The sequence below is a fragment of the Enterobacter cloacae complex sp. P12RS genome (assembly GCF_014895875.1).
Classification (GTDB): Bacteria; Pseudomonadota; Gammaproteobacteria; order Enterobacterales; family Enterobacteriaceae; genus Enterobacter; species Enterobacter bugandensis.
Genome location: NZ_JADBQO010000002.1, coordinates 114,679 through 138,131, shown reverse-complemented (window position 1 = coordinate 138,131; position 23,453 = coordinate 114,679). Strand labels below are relative to the sequence as shown.

Genomic DNA, 23,453 nt, shown 5'->3' with positions numbered 1-23,453 from the left:
GATTCAGATTAACCAGAAACGATCTAAAAGATCCGTTTTGCCGCGTAGCTCACATTTTCACGCCGCGCCATTACGAACATATGATCTAAATTTTTATAAGAGTTCAATTATGAGCGATAAACGCACTGCGGAAGAAGGACGGTTTGCCGGTCTGGCGCTGGCGGAAGAAGAGCTGGTGGCGCGCGTGGCCTGGTGCTACTACCACGACGGGCTGACCCAGAACGATATCGGCGAACGCCTCGGGCTGCCGCGCCTGAAAATCTCCCGCCTGCTGGAGAAAGGCCGCCAGTCGGGGGTGATCCGCGTGCAGATCAACTCCCGCTACGAGGGCTGCCTGTCGCTGGAAACCGAGCTACAGCATCGCTTTGGCCTGAAGCTGGTGCGCGTGATGCCTGCCCTAAATACCCCGCCGATGAACGTGCGGCTGGGCATTGGCGCGGCGCAGTCGCTGATGGGCGTGCTGGAGCCCGGCCAGCTGCTGGCGGTGGGGTTCGGTGAAACCACCATGAGCAGCCTGCAACACTTAAGCGGTTTTATCAGCTCGCAGCAGATCCGCCTGGTGACGCTTTCCGGCGGCGTGGGGCCGTATATGACCGGTATCGGCCAGCTGGATGCGGCCTGTAGCGTCAGCATGATCCCCGCCCCGCTTCGCGTCTCATCTGCGGAAGTCGCCGGGATCTTAAAGCGCGAAACCAGCGTGCGGGACGTGATCCTCGCCGCGACCGCCGCTGACGTGGCGGTGGTCGGCATTGGTTCCGTGAACCAGCGCCGTGACGCGACGATACTGCGCTCCGGCTATATCAGCGAAGGTGAACAGCTGATGTACGCCCGTAAAGGGGCGGTGGGCGATATTCTCGGTTATTTCCTTAACGCCGAAGGGGAATGCGTCGAGGAGCTGGAGATCCACAAAGAATTACTGGGCGTCACGCTCGATGAACTGGCGCAACTGCCCACCATCGTCGGCGTGGCCGGAGGGGAAGAGAAAGCCGATGCGATTTACGCCGCACTGAAAGGTCGCCGTATTAATGGCCTGGTGACGGAAGAGACGACAGCCCGCGCGGTGCTGGCTCTGGCCGAATAAGAGTCGCCCTGCGCTAATAGCGAGGCAAGCTCATGAGTTACCTTTTAGCGTTAGATGCAGGGACAGGCAGCGTTCGCGCCGTGATTTTCGATTTACAGGGCAACCAGATTGCCGTCGGCCAGGCCGAGTGGAAGCACCTGAGCGTGGAGAACGTGCCGGGCTCAATGGAGTTTGACCTCGACACCAACTGGCAGCTGGCCTGCCGGTGCATTCAGCAGGCGCTGGAGCGCGCGCGCCTGAGCGCGGCGGATATTCAGTCCGTCGCCTGCTGTTCGATGCGCGAAGGGATCGTGCTGTACGACCGCAGCGGCGAGGCCATCTGGGCCTGCGCCAACGTCGACGCCCGCGCCAGCCGCGAGGTGGCTGAACTCAAAGAGATCCACGACTACCGTTTTGAATCCGAAGTGTATGACGTTTCCGGCCAGACGCTTGCCCTTAGCGCCATGCCGCGCCTGCTCTGGCTGGCGCATCATCGCCCGGATATTTATCGTAAGGCCGCGACTATCACCATGATCAGCGACTGGCTGGCGGCAAAGCTCTCCGGCGAGCTGGCGGTCGATCCGTCTAACGCGGGCACCACCGGCATGCTGGATCTCTTTTCACGCGACTGGCGTCCGGCGTTGCTCGACATGGCCGGGCTGCGCGCCGATATTCTCTCGCCGGTAAAAGAGACCGGCACCGTGCTGGGGGCCATCACGAAAGAAGCCGCACAGCAGAGCGGTTTACGCGAGGGCACGCCGGTCGTGATGGGCGGCGGCGACGTGCAGCTGGGCTGCCTGGGGCTGGGCGTTGTCCGCGCCGGACAAACGGCGGTGCTGGGCGGCACCTTCTGGCAGCAGGTGGTTAATCTGCCGCAGGTGCGCACCGACCCTGAGATGAACATCCGCGTAAACCCGCACGTTATCCCCGGCATGGCGCAGGCGGAGTCGATCAGCTTCTTTACCGGGCTGACCATGCGCTGGTTCCGCGACGCCTTTTGTGCCGAAGAGAAGCTGATTGCCGAGCGGATGGGGATGGACACCTATTCCCTGCTGGAAGAGATGGCGGGCCGCGTACCCGCTGGCTCCCACGGCGTAATGCCAATCTTCTCCGACGCGATGCATTTTAAGCAGTGGTACCACGCCGCGCCGTCGTTTATTAACCTTTCCATCGACCCGGAAAAGTGCAACAAAGCGACGCTGTTCCGCGCCCTGGAGGAGAACGCGGCAATCGTCTCGGCCTGTAACCTGACGCAGATTTCGCGCTTCTCCGGCGTGACGTTTGATAGCCTGGTGTTTGCGGGCGGCGGCGCAAAGGGCGCCCTGTGGAGCCAGATTTTAAGCGACGTCACCGGCCTGCCGGTGCGCGTGCCGGAAGTCAAAGAGGCAACGGCGCTCGGCTGCGCCATTGCCGCCGGAACGGGTGCGGGGCTGTTTGCGGATATGGCCTCGACGGGCGAGCGGCTGGTGAAGTGGAGCCGCGAGTTTACGCCAAACCCGCAGCACCGGGAGCTGTACGACGGCATGATGGAGAAGTGGCAGGCGGTGTACGCCGACCAGCTCGGGCTGGTGGACAGCGGGCTGACCACGTCGATGTGGCAGGCGCCGGGGTTAGCGCGGGCAGCGACGCCGTAAATAACGCCGGATGGCGCTGCGCTTATCCGTCCTGGGGTTTTGTAGCCCCGGTAAGCGTAGCGCCACCGGGGAAGTTCTTTGAGATCTATCACAATCATTCGATCCCGCTTTTACCTTTCTGCTGCCGCTGGCTAAATTAGTAACTCATCCGACCACATAACAATAATTTTACACTGGAAGAGACTATGAGCCGCTACCCGTCGCTATTCGCCCCCCTCGATCTGGGGTTTACCACCCTTAAAAACCGCGTGCTGATGGGCTCGATGCACACCGGGCTGGAAGAGCGTCCGGACGGAGCCGAGCGCCTGGCAGCCTTCTATGCCGAACGCGCCCGCCACGGGGTGGCGCTGATTGTCACCGGCGGCGTAGCCCCTGCCCCTTCAGGCGTGACGATGGAGGGCGGCGCAGTCCTGAATGATGCGACACAGCTGCCGCATCACCGCATTGTCACGGACGCGGTGCATAACGAAGGCGGCAAAATCGCCCTGCAAATTCTGCATACCGGGCGCTACAGCTATCAGCCAAAGCTGGTTGCGCCATCGGCTATTCAGGCGCCGATTAACCGCTTTACCCCTCACGCCCTCAGCCACGACGAGATCCTGGCGCTGATCGACGATTTTGCCCGCTGCGCCGCGCTGGCGCGTGAGGCGGGCTACGACGGCGTGGAGGTGATGGGCTCTGAAGGCTATCTGATTAACGAATTCCTCGCCGCACGCACCAACCAGCGCGACGACGAATGGGGCGGCGACTATGCCCGTCGGATGCGCTTTGCCGTGGAGGTGGTGCGCGCGGTGCGCGAACGTGCGGGCGCGGACTTTATTATTATCTTCCGCCTGTCGATGCTCGACCTGGTGGAGGGCGGCGGCACGTTCGACGAAACCGTGCAGCTGGCGCAGGCGATTGAAGCCGCAGGTGCCACCATCATCAACACCGGGATTGGCTGGCACGAAGCGCGCATCCCGACCATCGCCACGCCGGTGCCGCGCGCGGCGTTCAGTTGGGTAACGCGCAAGCTGAAAGGCAAAGTCTCCGTTCCGCTGGTAACGACGAATCGCATTAACGACCCGCAGGTGGCGGACGATGTGATCTCACGCGGCGACGCCGATATGGTATCGATGGCGCGTCCGTTCCTCGCGGACTCCGAACTGCTCTCCAAAGCGCAAAGCGGCCGTGCGGATGAGATCAACACCTGCATCGGCTGTAACCAGGCCTGTCTGGATCAAATCTTCGTCGGCAAAGTCACCTCATGCCTGGTGAACCCCCGCGCCTGCCATGAAACCAAAATGCCGGTCGTCCCCGCGGTCAGTCAAAAACGCCTGGCCGTGGTGGGCGCTGGCCCCGCTGGGCTGGCGTCTGCGGTGAATGCCGCCTCGCGCGGGCACAGCGTGACGCTGTTTGATGCCGCCGGTGAAATTGGCGGGCAGTTTAATATCGCCAAACAGATCCCCGGCAAAGAGGAGTTTTATGAAACCCTGCGCTACTACCGCCGGATGATCGATCTGACGGGTGTTGATCTGCGGCTTAACCAGCTTGTCAGCGCGGCGGATCTGATCGGTTTCGACGAGGTGATCCTCGCGAGCGGGATCGCACCGCGCACGCCTGCAATCGAGGGTATCGATCATCCGAAGGTGTTGAGCTATCTGGACGTATTGCGTGACAAAGCGCCCGTTGGCGAGAAGGTGGCGATTATCGGCTGCGGCGGGATCGGCTTTGATACCGCGATGTATTTAAGCCAGCCGGGCGAGGCCACCAGCCAGAACATCGCCGAGTTTTGCGTAGAATGGGGCATTGATACCAGCCTGAGCCAGTCCGGCGGATTACGGCCGGAAGGGCCGCAGCTGCCGAAAAGCCCGCGCCAGATCGTAATGCTCCAGCGTAAGGCCAGCAAGCCGGGTGAAGGGCTGGGCAAAACCACGGGCTGGATCCACCGCGCCACCCTGCTCTCGCGCGGAGTGAAGATGATCCCGGGGGTGAGCTACCAGAAGATCGACGACGACGGGCTGCATGTGCTGATCGGTGGTGAACCGCAGTTGCTGCGCGTGGATCATGTGATTTTGTGCGCCGGACAGGAGCCAAAGCGCGATCTGGCCGATCCGCTGCGCGAAGCGGGTAAAACGGTGCATTTGATCGGCGGGTGCGACGTGGCGATGGAGCTGGATGCGCGGCGGGCGATTGCGCAGGGCACCCAGCTTGCACTGGTTATTTAGCGACGACGCCCCAGCTTCACCGCTTTCAGCACCACAAACTTGTTATTGGTCGCAATGGTGACGCAGTTGCCGAAAATCTTCTTCAGCTTGTGGAAGTAGTCCAGGTGGCGGTTCGCCACGATATACAGCTCGCCGTTGATTTTCAGGCAGCGGCGAGCGTGGTGGAACATCTCCCACGCGACGTTATCCGTCAGGGCGTGCTTCTGGTGGAACGGCGGGTTGCAGAACACGGCGTTGAAGCGGAAAGGCTCAACGCCGGAGAGCGCGTTGTTGATCATAAATTCGCAGCGATCCACCGCTTCCGGCATGTTGGTTTCTACGTTCAGACGGCTGGAGGCCACCGCCATCGGCGACTCGTCGCTGAACACCACGCTGGCTTCCGGATTCTTCGCCAGCAGCGTCAGGCCAATCACGCCGTTGCCGCAGCCCAGATCGACAATCTCCCCTTCCAGGTTTTCCGGCAGATGCTCCATAAAGAAACGCGCCCCAATATCCAGCCCGGTGCGGGAGAAAACGTTCGCATGGTTATGGATGGTCCAGTCGGTGCCTTCCAGTTTCCAGCTCAGCGTCTCCGGCGCGCCGGCCAGCTCCGGTGCGCTGAAGGTGCAGTTGATCAGGCGCGCTTTTTTCCAGGCAAGCGTGGTGGTGGTCGGGCCGAGTACTTTCTCGAACAGCTCCAGCGTTGAGGTGTGAATATCGCGCGCTTTGGCACCCGCAATGATGCTGGTTTCCGGCGTGACGACTTTACGCAGCGCACGCAGCTGCTGCTCCAGCAGCGCCATGGTTTTGGGCACCTTGATCAATACCACGCCCGGCGCCTGCGGGTAGTCCGCGGTGCTGTCGAGGAACTTCACGCTGGACTCGTCGATGTCGTTATGGCGCAGGTTTTCACGCGTCGCCAGTTCGCTCAGGTAGGAATCGCCAATGCTGTAAGGCGTGTGCTCTGCCAGGGCGCAGCCCAGGGCACCAAACGCGTCATTCAGGATCAGAACCGGGCCGCGGATTTCAGTCTCATCCAACTGCTGCAGCAGATATTCATCCGCCGCTTCCCACGCCTGAAGCGGGTTTACGTCGTCCGTTTCCGGGAAACGTTTAAGGTTGAGTGAACGGAAACCGTTGTCTAAGTGGCTCATCGGCCCTCCTGAATGGTAAAATTTGGCGTATCCCTGAAAAGGGTGCGTGAGTATACCCGTTTTCGCATTAATTTGGGCTTTTGATGAACCAACTTACTTATCTCCAGGGCTACCCGGAGCATTTACTGACTCAGGTTCGCAGCCTGATTGCCGAGCAGAAGCTCGGCGCGGTGCTGGAAAAACGCTACCCCGGCACGCACGATTTCGCGACCGATAAGGCCCTCTGGCAGTATACGCAGGATCTGAAAAGCCGATATCTGAAGAGCGCGCCGCCGATCAACAAGGTGATGTACGACAACAAGATCCACGTGCTGAAAAACGCGCTCGGCCTGCACACCGCCATCTCCCGCGTGCAGGGCGGCAAGCTGAAGGCTAAGGCGGAGATCCGCGTGGCGACGGTGTTTCGTAACGCGCCGGAAGCCTTTCTGCGGATGATCGTGGTGCATGAGCTGGCGCACCTGAAAGAGAAAGAGCACGACAAAGCGTTCTATTCCCTGTGCTGCCACATGGAGCCGCAGTATCACCAGCTGGAGTTTGATACCCGCCTGTGGCTTACGCATTTATCGTTAAATGGTAATGCGGAATAGCGCACTGGTTTTGCAATAATCCCGTGCTACAGTGGCTAAAGGTTCCCCGCTACGGAGTACGTAAACGTTTATGATACGTTTCGCAGTCATTGGAACGAACTGGATCACGCGCCAGTTCGTCGACGCCGCCCACGAAACCGGCAAACTTAAACTCACCGCAGTCTATTCCCGCAGCCTTGAGCAGGCGCAGAGCTTTGCTAACGACTACCTCGTCGAGCATCTCTTCACCTCCCTGGATGAAATGGCGCAAAGCGACGCCATTGACGCGGTTTATATCGCCAGCCCGAACTCCCTGCACTTCCCGCAAACGGCGCTGTTTCTCAGCCACAAAAAGCATGTGATTTGCGAGAAGCCGCTGGCCTCGAATATTGAGGAAGTGGAAGCGGCCATTGCGCTTGCCCGCGAAAACCAGGTGGTGCTGTTCGAAGCGTTCAAAACCGCCAGCCTGCCGAATTTCCTTCTGCTGCAGCAGTCCCTGCCGAAAATTGGCAAAGTGCGCAAAGCCTTTATTAACTACTGCCAGTATTCGTCGCGCTATCAGCGCTATCTGGACGGCGAGAATCCGAATACCTTTAACCCGGCCTTCTCAAACGGCTCGATTATGGATATCGGTTTTTACTGCCTGGCCTCTGCCGTAGCGCTGTGGGGCGAGCCGCACGGCGTTACGGCCACCGCCAGCCTGCTGGAGAGCGGCGTGGATGCACACGGTTTGGTGGTGCTGGACTACGGTGATTTTAGCGTCACGCTGCAGCACTCCAAGGTGAGCGATTCCGTGTTGCCGAGCGAAATTCAGGGCGAAGCCGGGTCGCTGGTCATCGAGAAGATCTCCGAATGCCAGAAGGTGAGCTTCGTGCCGCGCGGCGGCAAAGCGCAGGAACTGACGCAGCCTCAGCATATTAACACTATGCTCTATGAGGCAGAGGTCTTCGCCCGTCTGGTGGAAGACAACGAAGTGAATCACCCAGGCCTTGCGGTAAGCCGCACCACGGCGAAGCTGCAAACCGAGATCCGCCGCCAGACCGGCGTGGTGTTCCCGGCAGACGGCATAGGCGCGGAAGCGATCGCGTAAAGCTGTGTAATGAAACGGCGCAGGCCATTGACGAAACCGATGGTCTGACATATTTTGTTACCTGCAAAGGGGAGTAACTTCTTCGCCGGTGGATCGTCATTACGATGCGTTAAATATGCATCCGGTCGCCGGGCAACCTTCGTGGTTGTAAGTGAGACCTTGCCGGAAGGCGAGGTCTATGCATAAAAAGCTAACGGCTATCGTCTTCTGACCATGGCCGTTTTTGTTTTTTATGTGTAAGGAAAATAGTATGCATTCTGTCGGCACTCCAATGCTGTGGGGCGGATTCGCGGTTGTCGTGCTCATCATGCTGGCGATCGACCTCTTTTTGCAGGGTCGTCGCGGCGAGCACGGCATGAGCGTTAAGCAGGCCGCCGTCTGGTCGCTGGTCTGGGTTACCCTCTCGCTCCTCTTTTGCGCCGCCTTCTGGTGGTATCTGGCCTCGACTGAAGGCCGTGCGGTGGCCGATCCTCAGGCGCTCGCCTTCCTCACCGGTTATCTGATTGAAAAAGCCCTGGCGGTTGATAACGTCTTCGTCTGGCTGATGCTGTTCAGCTACTTTGCTGTGCCTGCAGCATTGCAGCGCCGCGTGCTGGTCTACGGCGTGCTGGGTGCCATTGTCTTGCGTACCATCATGATCTTCGCCGGCAGTTGGCTGATTACCCAGTTCGAATGGCTGCTGTACGTGTTCGGCGCGTTCCTGCTGTTTACCGGGGTCAAGATGGCGCTGGCGAAAGAAGACGATACCGGTATTGGTGATAAGCCGCTGGTGAAGTGGATCCGCGGCCATCTGCGCATGACGGACAAGATCGAGAGCGAACACTTCTTCGTGCGTAAGAACGGCCTGCTGTTTGCTACCCCGCTGCTGCTGGTGCTGATTCTGGTCGAGCTGAGCGACGTGATTTTCGCGGTAGACAGCATCCCGGCAATCTTCGCGGTGACGACTGATCCGTTCATCGTGCTGACCTCTAACCTGTTTGCGATCCTCGGCCTGCGCGCCATGTATTTCCTGCTGGCAGGTGCGGCAGAGCGCTTCTCGATGCTGAAGTACGGTTTGTCGGTGATCCTGGTCTTCATTGGTATCAAGATGCTGATCGTGGATTTCTACCACATCCCGATCGCCATTTCGCTTGGCGTGGTGTTCGGCATTCTGCTGGTGACGCTGGTTATCAATACCTGGGTTAACCGCCAGCACGATAAAAAGCAGCAGGCGGAGTAATCCCCTCACCCTAACCCTCTCCTCAAAGGGGAGAGGGTTAACACACTTTTGTGACTCAATAGTTAAAAAATATGATGTGACACGTAAAATCCAGCATTTTACTCTTCCGCCTTTCCCCGCTTTCCTTGATACTCAACCAGGCAAACAAATATTTACATCCTGAAATAAATGTGACTTAGAGCACATCCAGGATGGAACACAATTTCACTTAGGAATTTAGTATGAGCACACAATCTAAGGGCCTGCTTGCGCGTCTGACGCAGGGTAGCCTGGTTAAACAAATCCTGGTAGGTCTGGTTCTGGGTATTCTGCTGGCCCTGGTGTCAAAACCTGCCGCGGAAGCGACGGGGCTTCTCGGAACGCTTTTCGTGGGCGCGCTGAAGGCCGTTGCGCCGGTGCTGGTACTGATGCTGGTCATGGCTTCTATCGCCAATCACCAACACGGACAAAAAACCAACATTCGCCCGATTCTCTTTTTATATCTGCTGGGCACGTTTTCTGCTGCACTGACCGCAGTGGTCTTTAGCTTCCTCTTCCCCTCCACGCTACATCTGACCTCTGCGGCGGGCGACGTCACGCCGCCTTCAGGCATTGTGGAAGTGCTGCGCGGCCTGCTGATGAGCATGGTTACGAACCCCATTGATGCCCTGCTGAATGCCAACTACATTGGCATCCTGGTGTGGGCGATCGGCCTGGGCTTCGCCCTGCGTCACGGCAACGAAACGACGAAAAACCTGGTCAACGACATGTCCAACGCCGTGACCTTTATCGTTAAGGTCGTGATTCGCTTTGCACCCATCGGTATCTTCGGCCTGGTGTCGTCTACCCTGGCCACAACCGGCTTTGACGCGCTGTGGGGCTACGCGCAGCTGCTGATGGTGCTGGTCGGCTGTATGCTGCTGGTGGCGCTGGTGATCAACCCGCTGCTGGTGTTCTGGCAGATCCGCCGTAACCCGTATCCGCTGGTGCTGACCTGCCTGCGCGAGAGCGGTGTATACGCCTTCTTCACCCGCAGCTCGGCGGCAAACATTCCGGTTAACATGGCGCTGGCGGAGAAGCTGAACCTGGACCGCGATACCTATTCCGTGTCGATCCCGCTGGGTGCGACCGTGAACATGGCAGGTGCGGCGATCACCATCACCGTGCTGACCCTGGCGGCAGTGCAAACGCTGGGTATTCCTGTGGATCTGCCAACGGCGCTGCTGCTGAGCGTGGTGGCGTCGCTGTGTGCCTGTGGCGCATCCGGCGTGGCGGGCGGTTCGCTGCTGCTGATCCCGCTGGCGTGCAATATGTTCGGCATCCCGAACGAGATCGCCATGCAGGTTGTGGCCGTCGGCTTCATCATCGGCGTGCTGCAGGACTCCTGCGAAACCGCGCTGAACTCCTCTACCGACGTGCTGTTCACCGCAGCGGCCTGTCAGGCAGAAGACGCGCGTTTAGCGAAGAACGCGCTGCGAGGTTAACAGCAAAACGGCAACCCTGAGGTTGCCGTTTTTAGTGTTTGTACCCTCTCCCGTGGGAGAGGGTCAGGGTGAGGGCATCAGGCCGCACCGATTAAAGTTCAGTAGGTCGGGTAAGCGCTAGCGCCACCCGATAAAACATTTAAAGCGTCACACCACTCTTAAAGATCGCCAGCTCGCGGAAGTCGTTCTTCTCGTTACAGGTCTGCCTGCCGTTAGCAAACTCCACGATAGTGTCCACGAACTCCGTCAGCAGCTGCGGCATCGCTTTGCCGTGGATCAGCTGGCCTGCGTCGAAATCGATCCAGTGCTTTTTCTTCGCCGCCAGCTCGCTGTTGGTGGCGATTTTCACCGTCGGCACAAAACCGCCGTACGGCGTACCGCGACCGGTGCTGAACAACACCATGTGACAGCCCGCCCCCGCCAGCGCGCTGGTGGCGACCGCATCGTTACCCGGTGCGCTCAGCAGGTTCAGGCCGTGGGTTTTCAGGCGTTCGCCGTAGCGCAGAACGTCCACCACCTGGCTGGCCCCCGCTTTCTGGGTGCAGCCGAGGGATTTCTCCTCCAGCGTGGTGATTCCGCCCGCCTTGTTTCCCGGGGACGGATTCTCGTAAATCGGCTGATTGTGGGCAATGAAGTACTGTTTGAAGTCGTTCACCATGGTGACGGTCTTCTCAAACGTCTCTTCGTCGCGGCAGTGGCTCATCAGAATGCGCTCCGCGCCAAACATTTCCGGCACTTCGGTCAGCACCGTGGTGCCGCCGTTGGCAATCACGTAATCCGAGAAGCGGCCCAGCATTGGGTTAGCGGTAATGCCGGAAAGACCGTCAGACCCGCCGCACTCCAGGCCAAACTTCAGTTCGCTCAGCCTCCCCGGCTCGCGCCTGTCGTGGCGCATCACCTCATACAACTGATGCAGCTGCTCAACGCCCGCTTCCACTTCGTCGTCCTGATGTTGGCACACCATGAAGTGCACGCGCGCAGGATCGAATTCTCCCAGCGTCTCGCGGAAGGCGTCGACCTGGTTGTTCTCGCAGCCGAGGCCGATCACCAGCACTGCGCCCGCATTCGGGTGGCGCACCATGTTTTGCAGCATGGTGCGGGTGTTAATGTGGTCGTCACCCAGTTGGGAGCAGCCGTAGGTGTGGCTGAACAGATGTATCCCGTCGATGCCCTCGGCATCGTGGGTCTCCTTCAGAAAGCGGGTCTGGATCTGACGCGCAATGCCGTTCACGCAGCCGACGGTCGGCAGGATCCACAGCTCGTTGCGGATCCCCACATCACCGTTTGCGCGACGGTAGATTTGCACCTCACGATCCCCCGCCTGCACGCTTGCCTTCGGTAGTTCAGGCTGATAGCTGTACTCGTCCAGATCGCTGAGATTGGTGCGGGTATTGTGGGAATGAATATATTCACCCGGTGCAATATCCGCCAGCGCATGGCCGATGGGCAAACCGTACTTCACCACGTTCTCCCCTTTTGCAATGGGGATCAGGGCAAACTTGTGTCCACGTCCAATGGCCTGGCGCAACGTGACCGACTGGTTATCGAAGGCCACTTCCGTGCCTTCGGTTAAATCTGCCAGCGCGACGGCCACGTTATCCAGCGAATGGATTTTGATGTATTGCATATCAACCTCAGACGGCCTTAGTTCAGTTCAATGGCGAAGTAGTCACGCGCATTGTTAAAGCAGATGTTTTTCACCATTTCACCCAGCAGCTGGATATCCGCTGGCGCTTCACCCGCGTGCACCCAGCGGCCAATCATCTGGCACAGGATGCGGCGGAAATATTCGTGGCGAGTGTAGGAGAGGAAGCTGCGGCTGTCGGTCAGCATGCCGACAAAGCGGCTTAACAGACCGAGCTGCGCCAGCTGCGTCATCTGACGCTCCATGCCGTCTTTCTGATCGTTGAACCACCAGCCGGATCCGAACTGCATCTTGCCCGGCATACCTTCGCCCTGGAAGTTGCCGACCATGGTGCCCAGCACTTCGTTATCGCGGGGGTTCAGGCAGTAGAGAATGGTTTTCGGCAGCAGGTTTTGCTCGTTCTGTTTGCTCAGCAGTTTTGACAGCTCTTCCGCCAGCGGGCGGTCGTTGATGGAGTCAAAGCCCACGTCCGCGCCCAGCAGTTTGAACTGGCGCTGGTTGTTATTGCGCAGCGCACCGATGTGGTACTGCTGTACCCAGCCGCGACGGGCGTATTCCGCGCCGAGGAATACCAGTACCGCGGTTTTGAACTGCGCTACTTCATGCTGGCTAAGCGATTCACCGGAGAGGCGACGCGCCAGGATGCTGTCCAGTTCAGCTTCGTTGGATTCCGCGAACAGCACCACGTCCAGCGCGTGGTCAGAGACTTTACAGCCGTGCGCCGTGAAGTGGTCCAGACGTTTGGTCAGCGCGGTTTGCAGATCGGCGAAACGACGGATGTCGGTATCGGACACTTCCGCCAGTTTCGCCATGTAGTCGGTGAAGGTGGCCTGTTCGATGTTGAAGGCTTTGTCCGGGCGCCAGCTTGGCAGCACTTTAATGTCAAAAGAGGCGTCTTTGGCGACAACGGCATGATGCTCCAGGGAGTCAATCGGATCGTCGGTGGTGCCCACCATCTTCACGTTCATCTGCTTCATGATGCCGCGCGCGGAGAAGTTATCCTGCGCCAGCAGTTCGTTGCACTGGTCCCAGATTTCATCCGCCGTAGCGGGAGAAAGCAGCTTGCCGGTGATACCAAACGGACGGCGTAGTTCGAGGTGCGTCCAGTGGTAAAGCGGGTTGCCGATAGTGTGCGGAACGGTCGCCGCCCAGGCGTCGAACTTCTCGCGATCGGTCGCGTCGCCGGTACACAGGCGCTCGGCCACGCCGTTGGTGCGCATTGCGCGCCATTTGTAGTGGTCACCTTTTAGCCAGATATCATACAGGTTTTTGAAACGATAATTTTCGGCAACCTGCTGCGGCGGTAAGTGGCAGTGGTAGTCGAAAATCGGCTGGTCTTTAGCGTAGTCGTGGTACAGGCGGCGGGCAAATTCGGTATCTAACAGAAAATCGTCGGTCATAAACGGCGTCATTATCGTCTTCCTCATTACGGGAGCGTCAGAAAGCATATGTTCATATGCTGCAAAGTTATCACACCAATTTCCACACACCGAAGCTTTTTTCGTGAGTGAGATCAATAAACGCTAACAAATAAATTACCCTCAATGGAGTAAACCCTTCTACAGGCCGCGCCGTTGCTGGCTTTGCGCACAGCGATTAATGTCCCTACAAAGAATCATACATTTGTGATGTCACTCACCTTTTAAAGTTGTATGACAAGTTATCGTTTCGCCGTCGCAAACACTAAGCCGACGGAATGCGTTACCGGTGTGAGACACATCGGATTTAACGGTACGGATACCGACTTATGCACGCTTACTTATGGCAAGGTTCGGGCCGTTCCGGGACATTCTCCCGGCTACGCCCCTCCCGTTACACAACTGCTCCCGGCAACGGTTGAGAGGTTGCCGTGCTCTGGCGCGGAAATAACATAACGATGAGGTTTTAGATGCGTAAAATTAAAGGGTTACGTTGGTATATGATCGCACTGGTGACGCTGGGCACCGTGCTGGGCTACCTGACACGTAACACCGTGGCAGCCGCGGCGCCGACGTTGATGGAAGAGCTGCATATCTCCACGCAGCAATACTCTTACATCATCGCGGCCTATTCTGCCGCTTACACCGTCATGCAGCCTGTTGCTGGGTATGTTCTCGATATTCTGGGTACCAAAATCGGCTATGCCTTCTTCGCCATCGCCTGGGCGGTATTCTGCGGTGCAACCGCACTGGCAGGCAGCTGGGGCGGCCTGGCGCTGGCCCGTGGCGCGGTCGGTGCGGCAGAAGCCGCAATGATCCCGGCGGGGCTGAAAGCCAGCTCTGAGTGGTTCCCGGCAAAAGAGCGTTCCATCGCGGTGGGTTACTTCAACGTGGGCTCGTCCATCGGCGCAATGATTGCGCCGCCGCTGGTGGTGTGGGCCATCGTGATGCACAGCTGGCAGATGGCATTCATTATCTCTGGCGTGCTGAGCTTTGCCTGGGCAATGGCGTGGCTGGTTTTCTATAAACACCCGCGCGATCAGAAAAAACTCTCCGAGGAAGAACGCGAATACATTATTGGTGGTCAGGAAGCGCAGCATCAGACCAACAATGGCAAGAAGATGTCCGTCTGGCAGATCCTGGGCACCCGTCAGTTCTGGGGTATCGCCCTGCCGCGCTTCCTGGCTGAACCGGCCTGGGGTACCTTCAACGCGTGGATCCCACTGTTTATGTTTAAAGTCTACGGCTTTAACCTGAAAGAGATCGCGATGTTCGCCTGGATGCCGATGCTGTTCGCGGACCTGGGCTGTATCGTAGGCGGCTACCTGCCACCGCTGTTCCAGCGCTGGTTTGGGGTGAACCTGATTGTTTCCCGTAAGATGGTGGTGACCATGGGCGCCCTGCTGATGATTGGCCCGGGCATGATCGGCCTGTTCACCAGTCCGTATGTGGCTATCGCCCTGCTGTGCATCGGTGGATTTGCGCACCAGTCGCTCTCCGGCGCGCTGATTACGCTCTCGTCTGACGTCTTCGGTCGCAACGAAGTGGCCACCGCCAACGGCCTGACCGGTATGGCCGCCTGGACCGCGAGTACGATGTTTGCGCTGGTCGTCGGCGCGCTGGCTGATACCATCGGCTTCAGCCCGCTGTTCGCGGTGCTGGCAATCTTCGACCTGATGGGCGCGGTGGTTATCTGGACGGTGCTGAAAAGCAAATCCGCAGAGGAGCTGGCGAAAGAGTCCCTCGGGCGACCGGCTACGCAGAGTTAGCGAAAATGCGTTTCACCGAAGCCGCCCCCGGGCGGCTTTTTTAATGGCAAATTCTGGAGAGTATTCCGTGAAAGTGGTATAACAAATCATCTGCCGTACCCTGCCTGGAGCGCATATGGAAATCACCGAACCACGTCGTTTATATCAACAACTTGCTGCCGAGCTGAAAGATCGCATCGAGCAAGGGGTCTATCTTGTCGGTGATAAACTTCCCGCCGAGCGCTTTATCGCGGATGAAAAAAGCGTAAGCCGAACCGTGGTGCGCGAAGCGATTATCATGCTGGAAGTGGAAGGCTACGTTGAGGTACGCAAAGGTTCCGGCATTCACGTTATTTCTAATCAGCCTAAACACTCTCCGGTGGCGGATGAAAGTCTAGAATTCGCCAGCTACGGTCCGTTTGAGCTGCTCCAGGCTCGCCAGCTGATCGAAAGCAATATTGCCGAATTTGCCGCCACGCAGGTGACCAAGCAGGACATCATGAAGCTGATGGAGATCCAGGAGAACGCTCGCAAGGAAAAATGTTTCCGTGATTCCGAGTGGGACCTGCAGTTTCACGTTCAGGTCGCCCTGGCAACCCAAAATACAGCGCTGGCGGCAATCGTTGAGAAAATGTGGACTCAGCGCGTTCACAACCCGTACTGGAAAAAACTGCACGATCATATCGATTCGCGTACCGTGGACAACTGGTGTGACGACCACGATCAAATTCTTAAGGCGCTGATTCGTAAAGATCCCCACGCCGCGAAGCTCGCAATGTGGCAGCACCTGGAAAACACCAAGCAGATGCTCTTCAATGAAACCAGCGACGACTTCGAATTTAACGCTGACCGCTATCTTTTTGCCGATAATCCTGTCGTTCATCTCGATACGGCCCCGAGCGGCGCAAAATAGGCGACCTTTCTACCGGCAGGCGCTTCGCTGCGCCTCCCCGGCTGAATGGGTAAGCAAAACATATATAGTGTCAGCCTTTGTAAAATCCCTCGCTCACTTTCAGGGCTTACGCCAAAATCACCTCACCCTGCAAATTCTGTGACGCAGAACGTTGGGCTTTGTTACAATTGGATTCACTTCGTTATTTTGAAAGTTAGTGCTTGCTAACCAGCCAATTAACAGGGAACAGTGTTGGCCACACCGCAATGTGTCCGCGAGCGACCATAATGAAATCACAACAATGTCGCCGTGCTGTTTGTCCCGGATAACAGGCGAGACGTTAACCGATTTCCAGGAACACTGAATGGAACTTTTGACCCAACTGCTGCATGCCCTTTGGGCGCAGGATTTTGAAACGCTGGCCAACCCTTCCATGATTGGCATGCTCTATTTTGTCTTGTTTATGATTCTGTTCCTTGAGAATGGTTTGCTGCCTGCAGCCTTCTTGCCGGGTGACAGTTTGCTGGTGCTTGTCGGCGTGCTGTGTGCTAAAGGCGCAATGGCGTTCCCGCAAACCATTTTATTACTGACCGTCGCGGCCAGCCTTGGCTGCTGGGTGAGCTATATCCAGGGAAGATGGCTGGGCAATACCCGAATAGTACAGAACTGGCTTTCCCATCTGCCTGCGCACTATCACCAGCGGGCACACCACCTGTTCCATAAGCATGGGCTTTCCGCGCTGCTGATTGGCCGCTTTATCGCCTTTGTGCGCACCCTGCTGCCCACCATTGCCGGGCTGTCCGGGTTGAGCAGCGCACGCTTCCAGTTCTTCAACTGGATGAGCGGCCTGTTATGGGTTCTGATCCTGACGACGCTGGGCTATGCGCTGGGTAAGACGCCGGTCTTCATGAAATATGAAGATCAGCTGATGTCCTGCCTGATGCTGCTACCTGTTGTTCTGCTGGTCTTCGGCCTGATCGGCTCGCTGGTTGTCCTGTGGAAGAAAAAATACGGAGCGCGAGGTTAACGATGGTTATCTCACCGCTCGCCATGCGCCGCTTTGCCTGTGCCTTTATTGCACTGGTGATGCTCAGCGTCGTACTGCTGGCCTGGAACACGCTTTCACATCAGGACGCTACGCTGGCCATTCGCCCGGTAAACCAGGGGGGCGGTGTGCCTGACGGTTTTTCTGTCTGGCATCATCTGGATGCAAACGGCATCCGCTTTAAAAGCATCACCCCGCAGGACGATGTTTTACTGATTAAGTTTGATTCCCGTGCGCAGAGCGCTGCCGCGAAAGCGGTTCTTGACCGTACGCTGCCGCACGGCTATATCATTGCCCAGCAGGAAGATGACAACCCGCCAGCCGCGTGGTTATCATTGATTCGCGATACGTCGCATCGGTTTGGATAACTTCCTGGTTTCCGAATCTTTTCACTCACTTTGGTGAATCCCCCGTTTACTTACTATGCTTAAGTACGCGGAGCACCCCTCGAATGTACTCCGCATCATTTTGGATAGCGGCTAACCCCGCAGCACAATGGAAGGTTTCGATAATGAAATTCCGCATGACCCTGGCTCTGGCCCTTTTTTCTTTAAGCACAACGACCTTCGCAAACTCTCTCTGTCAGGAGAAAGAACAGGATATTCAGCGTGAGATCGGTTATGCCGAAAAGCATAACAATCAGCACCGTGTTGATGGTCTCAAAAAAGCGCTGAGCGAAGTGAAAGCGAACTGTTCAGACAGCAAGCTGCGTGCCGATCACCAAAAGAAAATCGCTGAACAGAAGGACGAGATAGCCGAGCGCCGTCAAGACCTGCAGGAAGCGAAAGAGAAAGGGGATGCGGAAAAAATTGCTAAGCGCGAGAAGAAGTTGAAAGAGGCGCAGGACGACCTGAAAGCGCTGGAAGCTCGCGATTATTGAGTTAACGGAAATCTCAACAGGAGAGAATCATGTCAAAAGATACGACGTCTGAACATCTGCGCGCTGAACTGAAATCCCTGGCCGATACCCTTGAAGAGGTGCTGAACTCCTCTGCCGATAAGTCGAAAGAAGAAGTAAGTAAGCTGCGCAGCAAAGCGGAGCAGGCGCTGAAAGAGAGCCGCTACCGCCTGGGTGAAACCGGTGATGCACTGGCGAAACAGACCCGTGAAGCGGCTGCGCGCGCAGATGAATATGTGCGCGACAATCCATGGACGGGAGTTGGTATTGGTGCCGCAGTGGGTGTGGTACTGGGTGTCCTGCTGACGCGTCGTTGATATGGAAGATCCTCGTCACGCACAAGGGCCTGCTAATAACGTCCTCGGCATCGGCCAGCGTATTTTAACGACGCTGGTTGGGATTGCCGAAACGCGCGTCCGGCTGGCAGTGGTCGAACTGGAAGAGGAGAAAGCGAACCTCTTCCAGATGCTGCTGATGCTCGGGCTGACCATGCTCTTCGCCGCGTTTGGTCTGATGAGCCTGATGGTGTTAATCATCTGGGCCATTGACCCGCAGTATCGACTTAACGCGATGATTGCCACGACCGTCGTTCTGCTGGTCGCGGCGCTGATTGGCGGCATATGGACGATGCGTAAAGCGCGCAGGTCCACTTTCCTGCGCCACACGCGCCAGGAACTGGCTAACGATCGCGCCCTGCTGGAGGATGACAAGCCGTGAGCGATAAAGCGGAACGTCAGAAGCGAAAAGCGTACCTGTTAAGTCAGATCCAGCAGCAGCGGCTGGATCTGTCTGCCAGCCGCCGTGACTGGATCGACGCGACGCGACGGTTTGACCGTGGCTGGAATACCTTCCTGAGCCTGCGTTCGTGGGCGCTGGTCGGCAGCAGCGTGATGGCTATCTGGACGGTTCGTCATCCGAATATGCTCATCCGCTGGGCCCGACGCGGTTTTGGTGCCTGGAGCGCCTGGCGTCTGGTCAAAGCAACGTTGCGGCAACAACAGCTGCGGTGATAAACGCAAAACGGTAACTCAGGTTACCGTTTTTTGTTTTTGCCCTTCTCCCCGTGGGCTGAGGGCACCAGCGCGCACCTGCCCTTACTCAATATCTTTGAAGAAGATTGACAGTTTTCCTTGCTAACAATTGCTACCCGCCCCGTTTACACTCCTCTCCATCGACAGCAGAGCCGCGGTATCTACGCGGAATTGCAGACAAATAATGTTCAGCCGCTTATGTGGTTTCCTGGAGAGTAAAATGAAAAAATTAGAAGATGTTGGTGTACTGGTCGCGCGTATTCTGATGCCAATTCTGTTTATCGTGGCAGGTTGGGGCAAAATTACCGGTTATGCGGGTACCCAGCAGTATATGGAAGCCATGGGCGTTCCGGGGTTCCTGTTGCCACTAACCATTCTGCTTGAGTTTGGCGGCGGCCTGGCGGTTCTGTTCGGCTTCCTGACCCGCACCACCGCGCTGTTTACCGCAGGCTTCACCTTGCTGACCGCGTTCATCTTCCACAGCAACTTTGCTGAAGGCGTGAACTCACTGATGTTTATGAAAAACCTGACCATCGCGGGTGGCTTCCTGCTGCTGGCGATCACCGGCCCAGGCGCATACAGCATCGACCGCGTTCTGAATAAGAAATGGTAAGCACGCTATACTGAATAAACACAAAGCGAGGAGACATCTCCTCGCTTTTGCTATCTGACGGAGGAGTAAAAAATGGGACAACTCGTAGACGGCGTCTGGCAGGATGTCTGGTATGACACCAAATCCACCGGTGGACGCTTTAAGCGCTCTGTTTCGGCCTTCCGTAACTGGCTGACCGCCGACGGCGCACCCGGCCCGAGTGGCGAAGGGGGCTTCGCGGCGGAGAAAAATCGTTATCATCTTTATGTTTCCCTCGCCTGCCCGTGGGCGCACCGCACGCTGATCGTGCGCAAGCTAAAAGGCCTCGAATCCTGCATTCCGGTTTCAGTCGTCAACCCGTTGATGCTGGAAAACGGCTGGACGTTCGACAGTGATTTCCCCGCCGCGACCGGTGATGACCTGTATCACCACGATTTCCTCTACCAGCTCTACCTGCGCGCCGATCCGCACTACACCGGACGCGTGACCGTGCCGGTGCTGTGGGACAAGAAAAACCAGACGATAGTCAGCAATGAATCCGCGGAAATCATCCGCATGTTCAATACCGCGTTTGATGCGCACGGCGCCCGCGCCGGGGATTACTACCCGGTCGAGCTACGCGAGAAAATTGACGAGCTGAACGGCTGGATTTACGACAACGTCAACAACGGCGTCTATAAGGCCGGTTTCGCCACCAGCCAGGAAGCCTATGACGAAGCGGTCGGAAAGGTGTTTGAATCGCTGGAGCGCCTGGAGCAGATCCTGGGCCAGCATCGCTACCTGACGGGCGATCGCCTGACGGAAGCGGACATTCGCCTGTGGACCACGCTGGTTCGCTTTGACCCGGTCTATGTCACCCACTTTAAGTGCGATAAACACCGCATCAGCGACTACCTGAACCTGTATGGTTTCCTGCGAGACATCTACCAGATGCCGGGGATCGCGGAGACGGTCGATTTTGACCATATTCGCACCCACTATTTCCGCAGCCATAAGACCATCAACCCGACGGGCATCATCTCCATTGGCCCGTGGCAGGATCTGGATGAACCGCACGGGCGCGACGTGCGTTTCGGATAATTATTTAGGGAATCAATTGATTCCCTTTTTTAATTCACAGCATACATCTATCCTTACCTCGATCGCTTAGAAAACAAGTGATTGACTGATTAAGAGGCAAGGAAAATGGACTGGTATTTAAAAGTACTGCGCAACTACGTTGGATTTGGTGGCCGCGCCCGCCGCAAAGAGTACTGGATGTTCGTTCTGGTGAACTTCGTCCTGATTATGGTGCTGGGCATCGTGGATAAAATCCTCGGCTGGGAGCGCGCCGGCGGTGAAGGTGTACTCACTACGATTTATGGCTTGCTGGTTTTGCTGCCTTCATGGGCCGTGCTGTTTCGTCGTCTCCACGACACCGATCGTTCGGCGTGGTGGCTGCTGTTGCTGTTGATCCCGCTTGTCGGCTGGATCGTGATTTTAATTTTCAACTGTCAGAGCGGGACGCCGGGCGAAAACCGCTTTGGTCCGGACCCTAAGATCGGCGCGTAAATTACTGCCCGGTGGCGCTTACGCTTACCGGGCCTGCTCGCTTATTTGTTGTGATGCGCAAAGAGCTTTGGAATTTCGCGCAGGCACCACGATTTGGCTTCGCCCATGCTGTCGCGGCGCCACGCCATAATAATGTCCACTTCGCTGGTGTACTCCGGGCTCACCACCCTCAGTCGCCCTTCCGCAATATCTTTTTCGACAAACGGGTAGGGCATCGTCGCCACGCCCAAACCGGCCAGCAGCGCCTGCCGCTTGTTTTCCAGTGACGTGACCGTCAGACGAGGCTGTTTATCCAGCAGCTGAACCGTCAGCACCGGACGCTCGCGCGCGGTATCCGCCACCGCCACGCCGCGGTACTTCACGCGCGTCACTTCAGAGAGCGGCTCCGGCTCCTGGTGAATCGGGTGATCCGGCGCGGCGACGTAGACGTTCATGACGCTGTAGAGCTTGCGCGAGTTGATTTCTGACGATGAGCGGAAATGCATGTCAGGCGCAATGACGATATCCGCCCTGCCCGTCTCCAGACGCTCCCACGCCCCGGCCAGCACCTCGGTGATGATCGACAGCTGCGTATTGGCCTTCGCCGCCAGGCGGTCTACCAGCGGGAACAGCGCTTCGGTCGGCACCAGCGCTTCGGTGACTAACGTCAGGTGGGTTTCCCAGCCTCGCGCCAGCGCTTCGGCGTCCGTGGTGAGCTTGTCCGCCGCTTCCAGCAGCACGCGACCTCGCTCCAGCAGCATCCGCCCCACGTTGGTGAATTTTGTTCGATGACCGGAGCGATCGAAGAGCACGACGTCCAGCTCTTCCTCCAGTTTTTGCATGGTGTAGCTTAGCGCAGACGGAACGCGCCCCAGTTCATCTGCCGCCGCGGCAAAGCTGCCGCGCCGGTCAATCGCGTCCATGACGCGAAGCGCCTCAAGCGTCAATGCTCTCTCTTTAGCCATCTCGTTCTCATTCAGGAAATTTGAACATACCAGGCAGAATATCTGGCTAACAATGCAGCGTCCATACCTTTACCATTGTTTTAGTGTAAAGAGAGGTCAAGTTTATGATTACGACAAGAACAGCGAAACAGTGCGGACAAGCCGATTTCGGTTGGCTGCAGGCCCGCTACACCTTTTCCTTTGGACACTACTTTGACCCTAAACTCCTCGGTTACGCTTCACTGCGCGTGTTGAACCAGGAAGTGCTCGCCCCGGGCGCCTCCTTCCAGCCGCGTACGTATCCGAAAGTCGATATCCTGAACCTGATCCTGGAAGGCGAGGCAGAATACCGCGATAGCGAGGGCAATCATGTCCAGGCAAAGGCTGGCGAAGCGTTGTTAATTTCCACGCAGCCGGGCATCAGCTACAGCGAGCATAACCTCAGCAAAGACAAAACGCTGACGCGCATGCAGCTGTGGCTCGACGCCTGCCCTGAGCGAGAAAACCCGCTGGTGCAGAAAATAGATCTGAAGGGCGATAAACAGCAGCTGATTGCCTCGCCTGACGGCAGCAAGGACAGCTTGCAGCTGCGACAGCAGGTATGGCTGCACCATATCGAACTGAAAAAAGGTGAACAGGCAAGCTTCCAGCTGCACGGCCCGCGCGCCTATTTGCAGTCCATTCACGGTACGGTGCATGCGGTGACGCACGCGGAAGAGAAAGAAGCGCTCACCTGCGGCGACGGGGCGTTTATTCGTGACGAAGCGAATATCACCCTGGTGGCAGATACGCCGCTGCGCGCGCTGCTGATTGATTTGCCGGTGTAAGAGTTGCTCGATCGGTCCCTCTCCCCTTTGGGAAGAGGGACGAATGCCAATCGCTACACCTTACTCGCCATAATCTCAATAATCTGCCGGTCCGTTGCCTGCATTGAGCGGCACGCCAGCGCGCATAGGTTCGCGATCGACTGCTCCACGTCGTGCGCTACAATCCCCTCGTTGCCCGTCACGCCCGACTCATCCAGCGCCATCATCACGGCTTTCCAGGCGCTGGTGACGCTGGTCGAGACTTTCATGGCGCAGCTGTTAGACGCCCCGTCGCAGATCATCCCGCTGACGTCACCGATCATACTGCCGATGGCCATTGCAATCGTCTGATAGCTTCCGCCCATCAGCCACGCCATCCCTGCGGCGGCCCCCATACCCGCCGTTGTCGCCGCACACAGCGCGGACAAACGCGGAAGCTGGTAATGGATGTAGATAGCCGACAGATGCGAGAGCATCAGCGCCCGCGCCAGCCGTTCGTCATCGGCCTGAACATGTTCAGCGACCACGACAA

The 23,453-nt window shown here is 57.5% G+C and carries 24 protein-coding genes; 19 read left to right on the top strand and 5 right to left on the bottom strand.

Going from position 1 to position 23,453, the window contains the following annotated elements:
* Positions 1 to 109: 109 nt before the first annotated feature.
* The 3 genes from lsrR to IM284_RS01050 all read left to right on the top strand — a co-directional run bounded on the left by lsrR (position 110) and on the right by IM284_RS01050 (position 4,901).
* Positions 110 to 1,081: a transcriptional regulator LsrR gene (gene lsrR, locus IM284_RS01060; RefSeq protein WP_047367085.1), complete on the top strand. Its 972-nt coding sequence runs from the start codon at positions 110 to 112 to the stop codon at positions 1,079 to 1,081.
* Positions 1,082 to 1,113: 32 nt separating this feature from the next.
* Positions 1,114 to 2,694, top strand: coding sequence for an autoinducer-2 kinase (lsrK, locus tag IM284_RS01055; protein WP_047367084.1), 1,581 nt, complete (start codon positions 1,114 to 1,116; stop codon positions 2,692 to 2,694).
* A 185-nt stretch (positions 2,695 to 2,879) separates the two neighbouring features.
* A complete protein-coding gene (locus tag IM284_RS01050) occupies positions 2,880 to 4,901 on the top strand; it encodes an NADPH-dependent 2,4-dienoyl-CoA reductase (protein WP_047367083.1) in 2,022 nt (673 codons plus the stop codon).
* Here the strand turns inward: IM284_RS01050 and rlmG are convergent.
* The gene (gene rlmG / locus IM284_RS01045; protein WP_047367082.1) at positions 4,898 to 6,034 is read right to left on the bottom strand and encodes a 23S rRNA (guanine(1835)-N(2))-methyltransferase RlmG; all 1,137 of its coding nucleotides are present in this window, start codon (positions 6,032 to 6,034) and stop codon (positions 4,898 to 4,900) included. The two genes, IM284_RS01050 and rlmG, sit on opposite strands and share 4 nt — an antisense overlap.
* A gap of 83 nt (positions 6,035 to 6,117) precedes the next feature.
* Here rlmG and IM284_RS01040 point away from each other — a divergent pair, with 83 nt between their 5' ends.
* The 4 genes from IM284_RS01040 to sstT all read left to right on the top strand — a co-directional run bounded on the left by IM284_RS01040 (position 6,118) and on the right by sstT (position 10,372).
* Positions 6,118 to 6,621 carry a YgjP-like metallopeptidase domain-containing protein gene (locus tag IM284_RS01040; protein ID WP_023333531.1) on the top strand — a complete coding sequence of 168 codons (504 nt, stop codon included), beginning with the start codon at positions 6,118 to 6,120 and terminating at the stop codon, positions 6,619 to 6,621.
* 70 nt (positions 6,622 to 6,691) lie between these two features.
* Positions 6,692 to 7,690, top strand: a complete 999-nt coding sequence (locus tag IM284_RS01035; RefSeq protein WP_047367081.1) for a Gfo/Idh/MocA family protein — start codon at positions 6,692 to 6,694, stop codon at positions 7,688 to 7,690.
* A 250-nt stretch (positions 7,691 to 7,940) separates the two neighbouring features.
* A complete protein-coding gene (locus tag IM284_RS01030) occupies positions 7,941 to 8,909 on the top strand; it encodes a TerC family protein (RefSeq protein ID WP_047367080.1) in 969 nt (322 codons plus the stop codon).
* Between the two features lie 221 nt (positions 8,910 to 9,130).
* Positions 9,131 to 10,372 carry a serine/threonine transporter SstT gene (gene sstT / locus IM284_RS01025; protein WP_041907970.1) on the top strand — a complete coding sequence of 414 codons (1,242 nt, stop codon included), beginning with the start codon at positions 9,131 to 9,133 and terminating at the stop codon, positions 10,370 to 10,372.
* Positions 10,373 to 10,511: 139 nt separating this feature from the next.
* Here sstT and IM284_RS01020 read toward each other — a convergent pair whose 3' ends face one another.
* Together IM284_RS01020 and uxaC are read right to left on the bottom strand one after the other, a co-directional pair.
* Positions 10,512 to 11,999, bottom strand: a complete 1,488-nt coding sequence (locus IM284_RS01020; protein ID WP_047367079.1) for a UxaA family hydrolase — start codon at positions 11,997 to 11,999, stop codon at positions 10,512 to 10,514.
* Between the two features lie 17 nt (positions 12,000 to 12,016).
* Positions 12,017 to 13,429, bottom strand: a complete 1,413-nt coding sequence (uxaC, locus tag IM284_RS01015; protein ID WP_193055698.1) for a glucuronate isomerase — start codon at positions 13,427 to 13,429, stop codon at positions 12,017 to 12,019.
* 476 nt (positions 13,430 to 13,905) lie between these two features.
* On the opposite strand from uxaC, the gene IM284_RS01010 reads away from it, so the two are divergent.
* The 11 genes from IM284_RS01010 to IM284_RS00960 all read left to right on the top strand — a co-directional run bounded on the left by IM284_RS01010 (position 13,906) and on the right by IM284_RS00960 (position 21,192).
* On the top strand, positions 13,906 to 15,204 hold the full coding sequence (locus IM284_RS01010) for an MFS transporter (protein WP_028014505.1): 1,299 nt from the start codon (positions 13,906 to 13,908) through the stop codon (positions 15,202 to 15,204).
* A 115-nt stretch (positions 15,205 to 15,319) separates the two neighbouring features.
* On the top strand, positions 15,320 to 16,096 hold the full coding sequence (gene exuR, locus IM284_RS01005) for a transcriptional regulator ExuR (RefSeq protein WP_028014506.1): 777 nt from the start codon (positions 15,320 to 15,322) through the stop codon (positions 16,094 to 16,096).
* A 343-nt stretch (positions 16,097 to 16,439) separates the two neighbouring features.
* Complete coding sequence (yqjA, locus tag IM284_RS01000; protein WP_008503144.1) at positions 16,440 to 17,102, top strand: DedA family general envelope maintenance protein YqjA; 663 nt, start codon at positions 16,440 to 16,442, stop codon at positions 17,100 to 17,102.
* A 2-nt stretch (positions 17,103 to 17,104) separates the two neighbouring features.
* On the top strand, positions 17,105 to 17,488 hold the full coding sequence (gene mzrA, locus IM284_RS00995) for an EnvZ/OmpR regulon moderator MzrA (protein WP_047364677.1): 384 nt from the start codon (positions 17,105 to 17,107) through the stop codon (positions 17,486 to 17,488).
* A gap of 143 nt (positions 17,489 to 17,631) precedes the next feature.
* Positions 17,632 to 18,000 (top strand): DUF1090 domain-containing protein, encoded by a 369-nt coding sequence (locus IM284_RS00990; RefSeq protein WP_028014508.1) that lies wholly within the window; start codon positions 17,632 to 17,634, stop codon positions 17,998 to 18,000.
* 29 nt (positions 18,001 to 18,029) lie between these two features.
* The gene (locus tag IM284_RS00985) at positions 18,030 to 18,335 is read left to right on the top strand and encodes a YqjD family protein (RefSeq protein ID WP_008503141.1); all 306 of its coding nucleotides are present in this window, start codon (positions 18,030 to 18,032) and stop codon (positions 18,333 to 18,335) included.
* 1 nt (position 18,336) lies between these two features.
* Positions 18,337 to 18,735 (top strand): phage holin family protein, encoded by a 399-nt coding sequence (locus IM284_RS00980; RefSeq protein WP_041907961.1) that lies wholly within the window; start codon positions 18,337 to 18,339, stop codon positions 18,733 to 18,735.
* Positions 18,732 to 19,028 (top strand): YqjK-like family protein, encoded by a 297-nt coding sequence (locus tag IM284_RS00975; RefSeq protein ID WP_014885330.1) that lies wholly within the window; start codon positions 18,732 to 18,734, stop codon positions 19,026 to 19,028. Before IM284_RS00980 ends, IM284_RS00975 begins: the two co-directional genes overlap by 4 nt.
* 241 nt (positions 19,029 to 19,269) lie before the next feature.
* A complete protein-coding gene (locus IM284_RS00970) occupies positions 19,270 to 19,662 on the top strand; it encodes a DoxX family protein (RefSeq protein ID WP_014833394.1) in 393 nt (130 codons plus the stop codon).
* Positions 19,663 to 19,734: 72 nt separating this feature from the next.
* Positions 19,735 to 20,721, top strand: a complete 987-nt coding sequence (locus IM284_RS00965; protein ID WP_047367077.1) for a glutathione S-transferase family protein — start codon at positions 19,735 to 19,737, stop codon at positions 20,719 to 20,721.
* Between the two features lie 105 nt (positions 20,722 to 20,826).
* Positions 20,827 to 21,192, top strand: a complete 366-nt coding sequence (locus tag IM284_RS00960) for a DUF805 domain-containing protein (RefSeq protein ID WP_028014511.1) — start codon at positions 20,827 to 20,829, stop codon at positions 21,190 to 21,192.
* A 41-nt stretch (positions 21,193 to 21,233) separates the two neighbouring features.
* Here IM284_RS00960 and yhaJ read toward each other — a convergent pair whose 3' ends face one another.
* Positions 21,234 to 22,136, bottom strand: coding sequence for a DNA-binding transcriptional regulator YhaJ (gene yhaJ, locus IM284_RS00955; RefSeq protein ID WP_041907956.1), 903 nt, complete (start codon positions 22,134 to 22,136; stop codon positions 21,234 to 21,236).
* Between the two features lie 104 nt (positions 22,137 to 22,240).
* Between yhaJ and IM284_RS00950 the strand changes: the two genes are divergently transcribed.
* Entirely contained in the window at positions 22,241 to 22,942 is a 702-nt protein-coding gene (locus IM284_RS00950; RefSeq protein WP_028014512.1) for a pirin family protein, read from the top strand.
* Between the two features lie 53 nt (positions 22,943 to 22,995).
* On the opposite strand, the gene IM284_RS23285 is transcribed toward IM284_RS00950, so the two are convergent.
* A partial coding sequence (locus tag IM284_RS23285) for an L-serine ammonia-lyase, iron-sulfur-dependent, subunit alpha (protein ID WP_226838499.1) occupies positions 22,996 to 23,453 on the bottom strand: 458 nt, incomplete at its 5' end.

What these genes read in the sequence shown, in the direction of transcription:
- yhaJ (WP_041907956.1), bottom strand. Translation starts at nt 22,136, where the DNA reads ATGGCTAAAGAGAGAGCATTGACGCTTGAGGCGCTTCGCGTCATGGAC.
- IM284_RS00965 (WP_047367077.1), top strand. Translation starts at nt 19,735, where the DNA reads ATGGGACAACTCGTAGACGGCGTCTGGCAGGATGTCTGGTATGACACC.
- IM284_RS00980 (WP_041907961.1), top strand. Translation starts at nt 18,337, where the DNA reads ATGGAAGATCCTCGTCACGCACAAGGGCCTGCTAATAACGTCCTCGGC.
- lsrR (WP_047367085.1), top strand. Translation starts at nt 110, where the DNA reads ATGAGCGATAAACGCACTGCGGAAGAAGGACGGTTTGCCGGTCTGGCG.
- lsrK (WP_047367084.1), top strand. Translation starts at nt 1,114, where the DNA reads ATGAGTTACCTTTTAGCGTTAGATGCAGGGACAGGCAGCGTTCGCGCC.
- yqjA (WP_008503144.1), top strand. Translation starts at nt 16,440, where the DNA reads ATGGAACTTTTGACCCAACTGCTGCATGCCCTTTGGGCGCAGGATTTT.
- IM284_RS00960 (WP_028014511.1), top strand. Translation starts at nt 20,827, where the DNA reads ATGGACTGGTATTTAAAAGTACTGCGCAACTACGTTGGATTTGGTGGC.
- IM284_RS00990 (WP_028014508.1), top strand. Translation starts at nt 17,632, where the DNA reads ATGAAATTCCGCATGACCCTGGCTCTGGCCCTTTTTTCTTTAAGCACA.
- IM284_RS01035 (WP_047367081.1), top strand. Translation starts at nt 6,692, where the DNA reads ATGATACGTTTCGCAGTCATTGGAACGAACTGGATCACGCGCCAGTTC.
- IM284_RS01030 (WP_047367080.1), top strand. Translation starts at nt 7,941, where the DNA reads ATGCATTCTGTCGGCACTCCAATGCTGTGGGGCGGATTCGCGGTTGTC.
- IM284_RS01020 (WP_047367079.1), bottom strand. Translation starts at nt 11,999, where the DNA reads ATGCAATACATCAAAATCCATTCGCTGGATAACGTGGCCGTCGCGCTG.
- mzrA (WP_047364677.1), top strand. Translation starts at nt 17,105, where the DNA reads ATGGTTATCTCACCGCTCGCCATGCGCCGCTTTGCCTGTGCCTTTATT.
- IM284_RS00970 (WP_014833394.1), top strand. Translation starts at nt 19,270, where the DNA reads ATGAAAAAATTAGAAGATGTTGGTGTACTGGTCGCGCGTATTCTGATG.
- rlmG (WP_047367082.1), bottom strand. Translation starts at nt 6,034, where the DNA reads ATGAGCCACTTAGACAACGGTTTCCGTTCACTCAACCTTAAACGTTTC.
- IM284_RS01040 (WP_023333531.1), top strand. Translation starts at nt 6,118, where the DNA reads ATGAACCAACTTACTTATCTCCAGGGCTACCCGGAGCATTTACTGACT.
- uxaC (WP_193055698.1), bottom strand. Translation starts at nt 13,429, where the DNA reads ATGACGCCGTTTATGACCGACGATTTTCTGTTAGATACCGAATTTGCC.
- exuR (WP_028014506.1), top strand. Translation starts at nt 15,320, where the DNA reads ATGGAAATCACCGAACCACGTCGTTTATATCAACAACTTGCTGCCGAG.
- sstT (WP_041907970.1), top strand. Translation starts at nt 9,131, where the DNA reads ATGAGCACACAATCTAAGGGCCTGCTTGCGCGTCTGACGCAGGGTAGC.
- IM284_RS01010 (WP_028014505.1), top strand. Translation starts at nt 13,906, where the DNA reads ATGCGTAAAATTAAAGGGTTACGTTGGTATATGATCGCACTGGTGACG.
- IM284_RS00985 (WP_008503141.1), top strand. Translation starts at nt 18,030, where the DNA reads ATGTCAAAAGATACGACGTCTGAACATCTGCGCGCTGAACTGAAATCC.
- IM284_RS00950 (WP_028014512.1), top strand. Translation starts at nt 22,241, where the DNA reads ATGATTACGACAAGAACAGCGAAACAGTGCGGACAAGCCGATTTCGGT.
- IM284_RS01050 (WP_047367083.1), top strand. Translation starts at nt 2,880, where the DNA reads ATGAGCCGCTACCCGTCGCTATTCGCCCCCCTCGATCTGGGGTTTACC.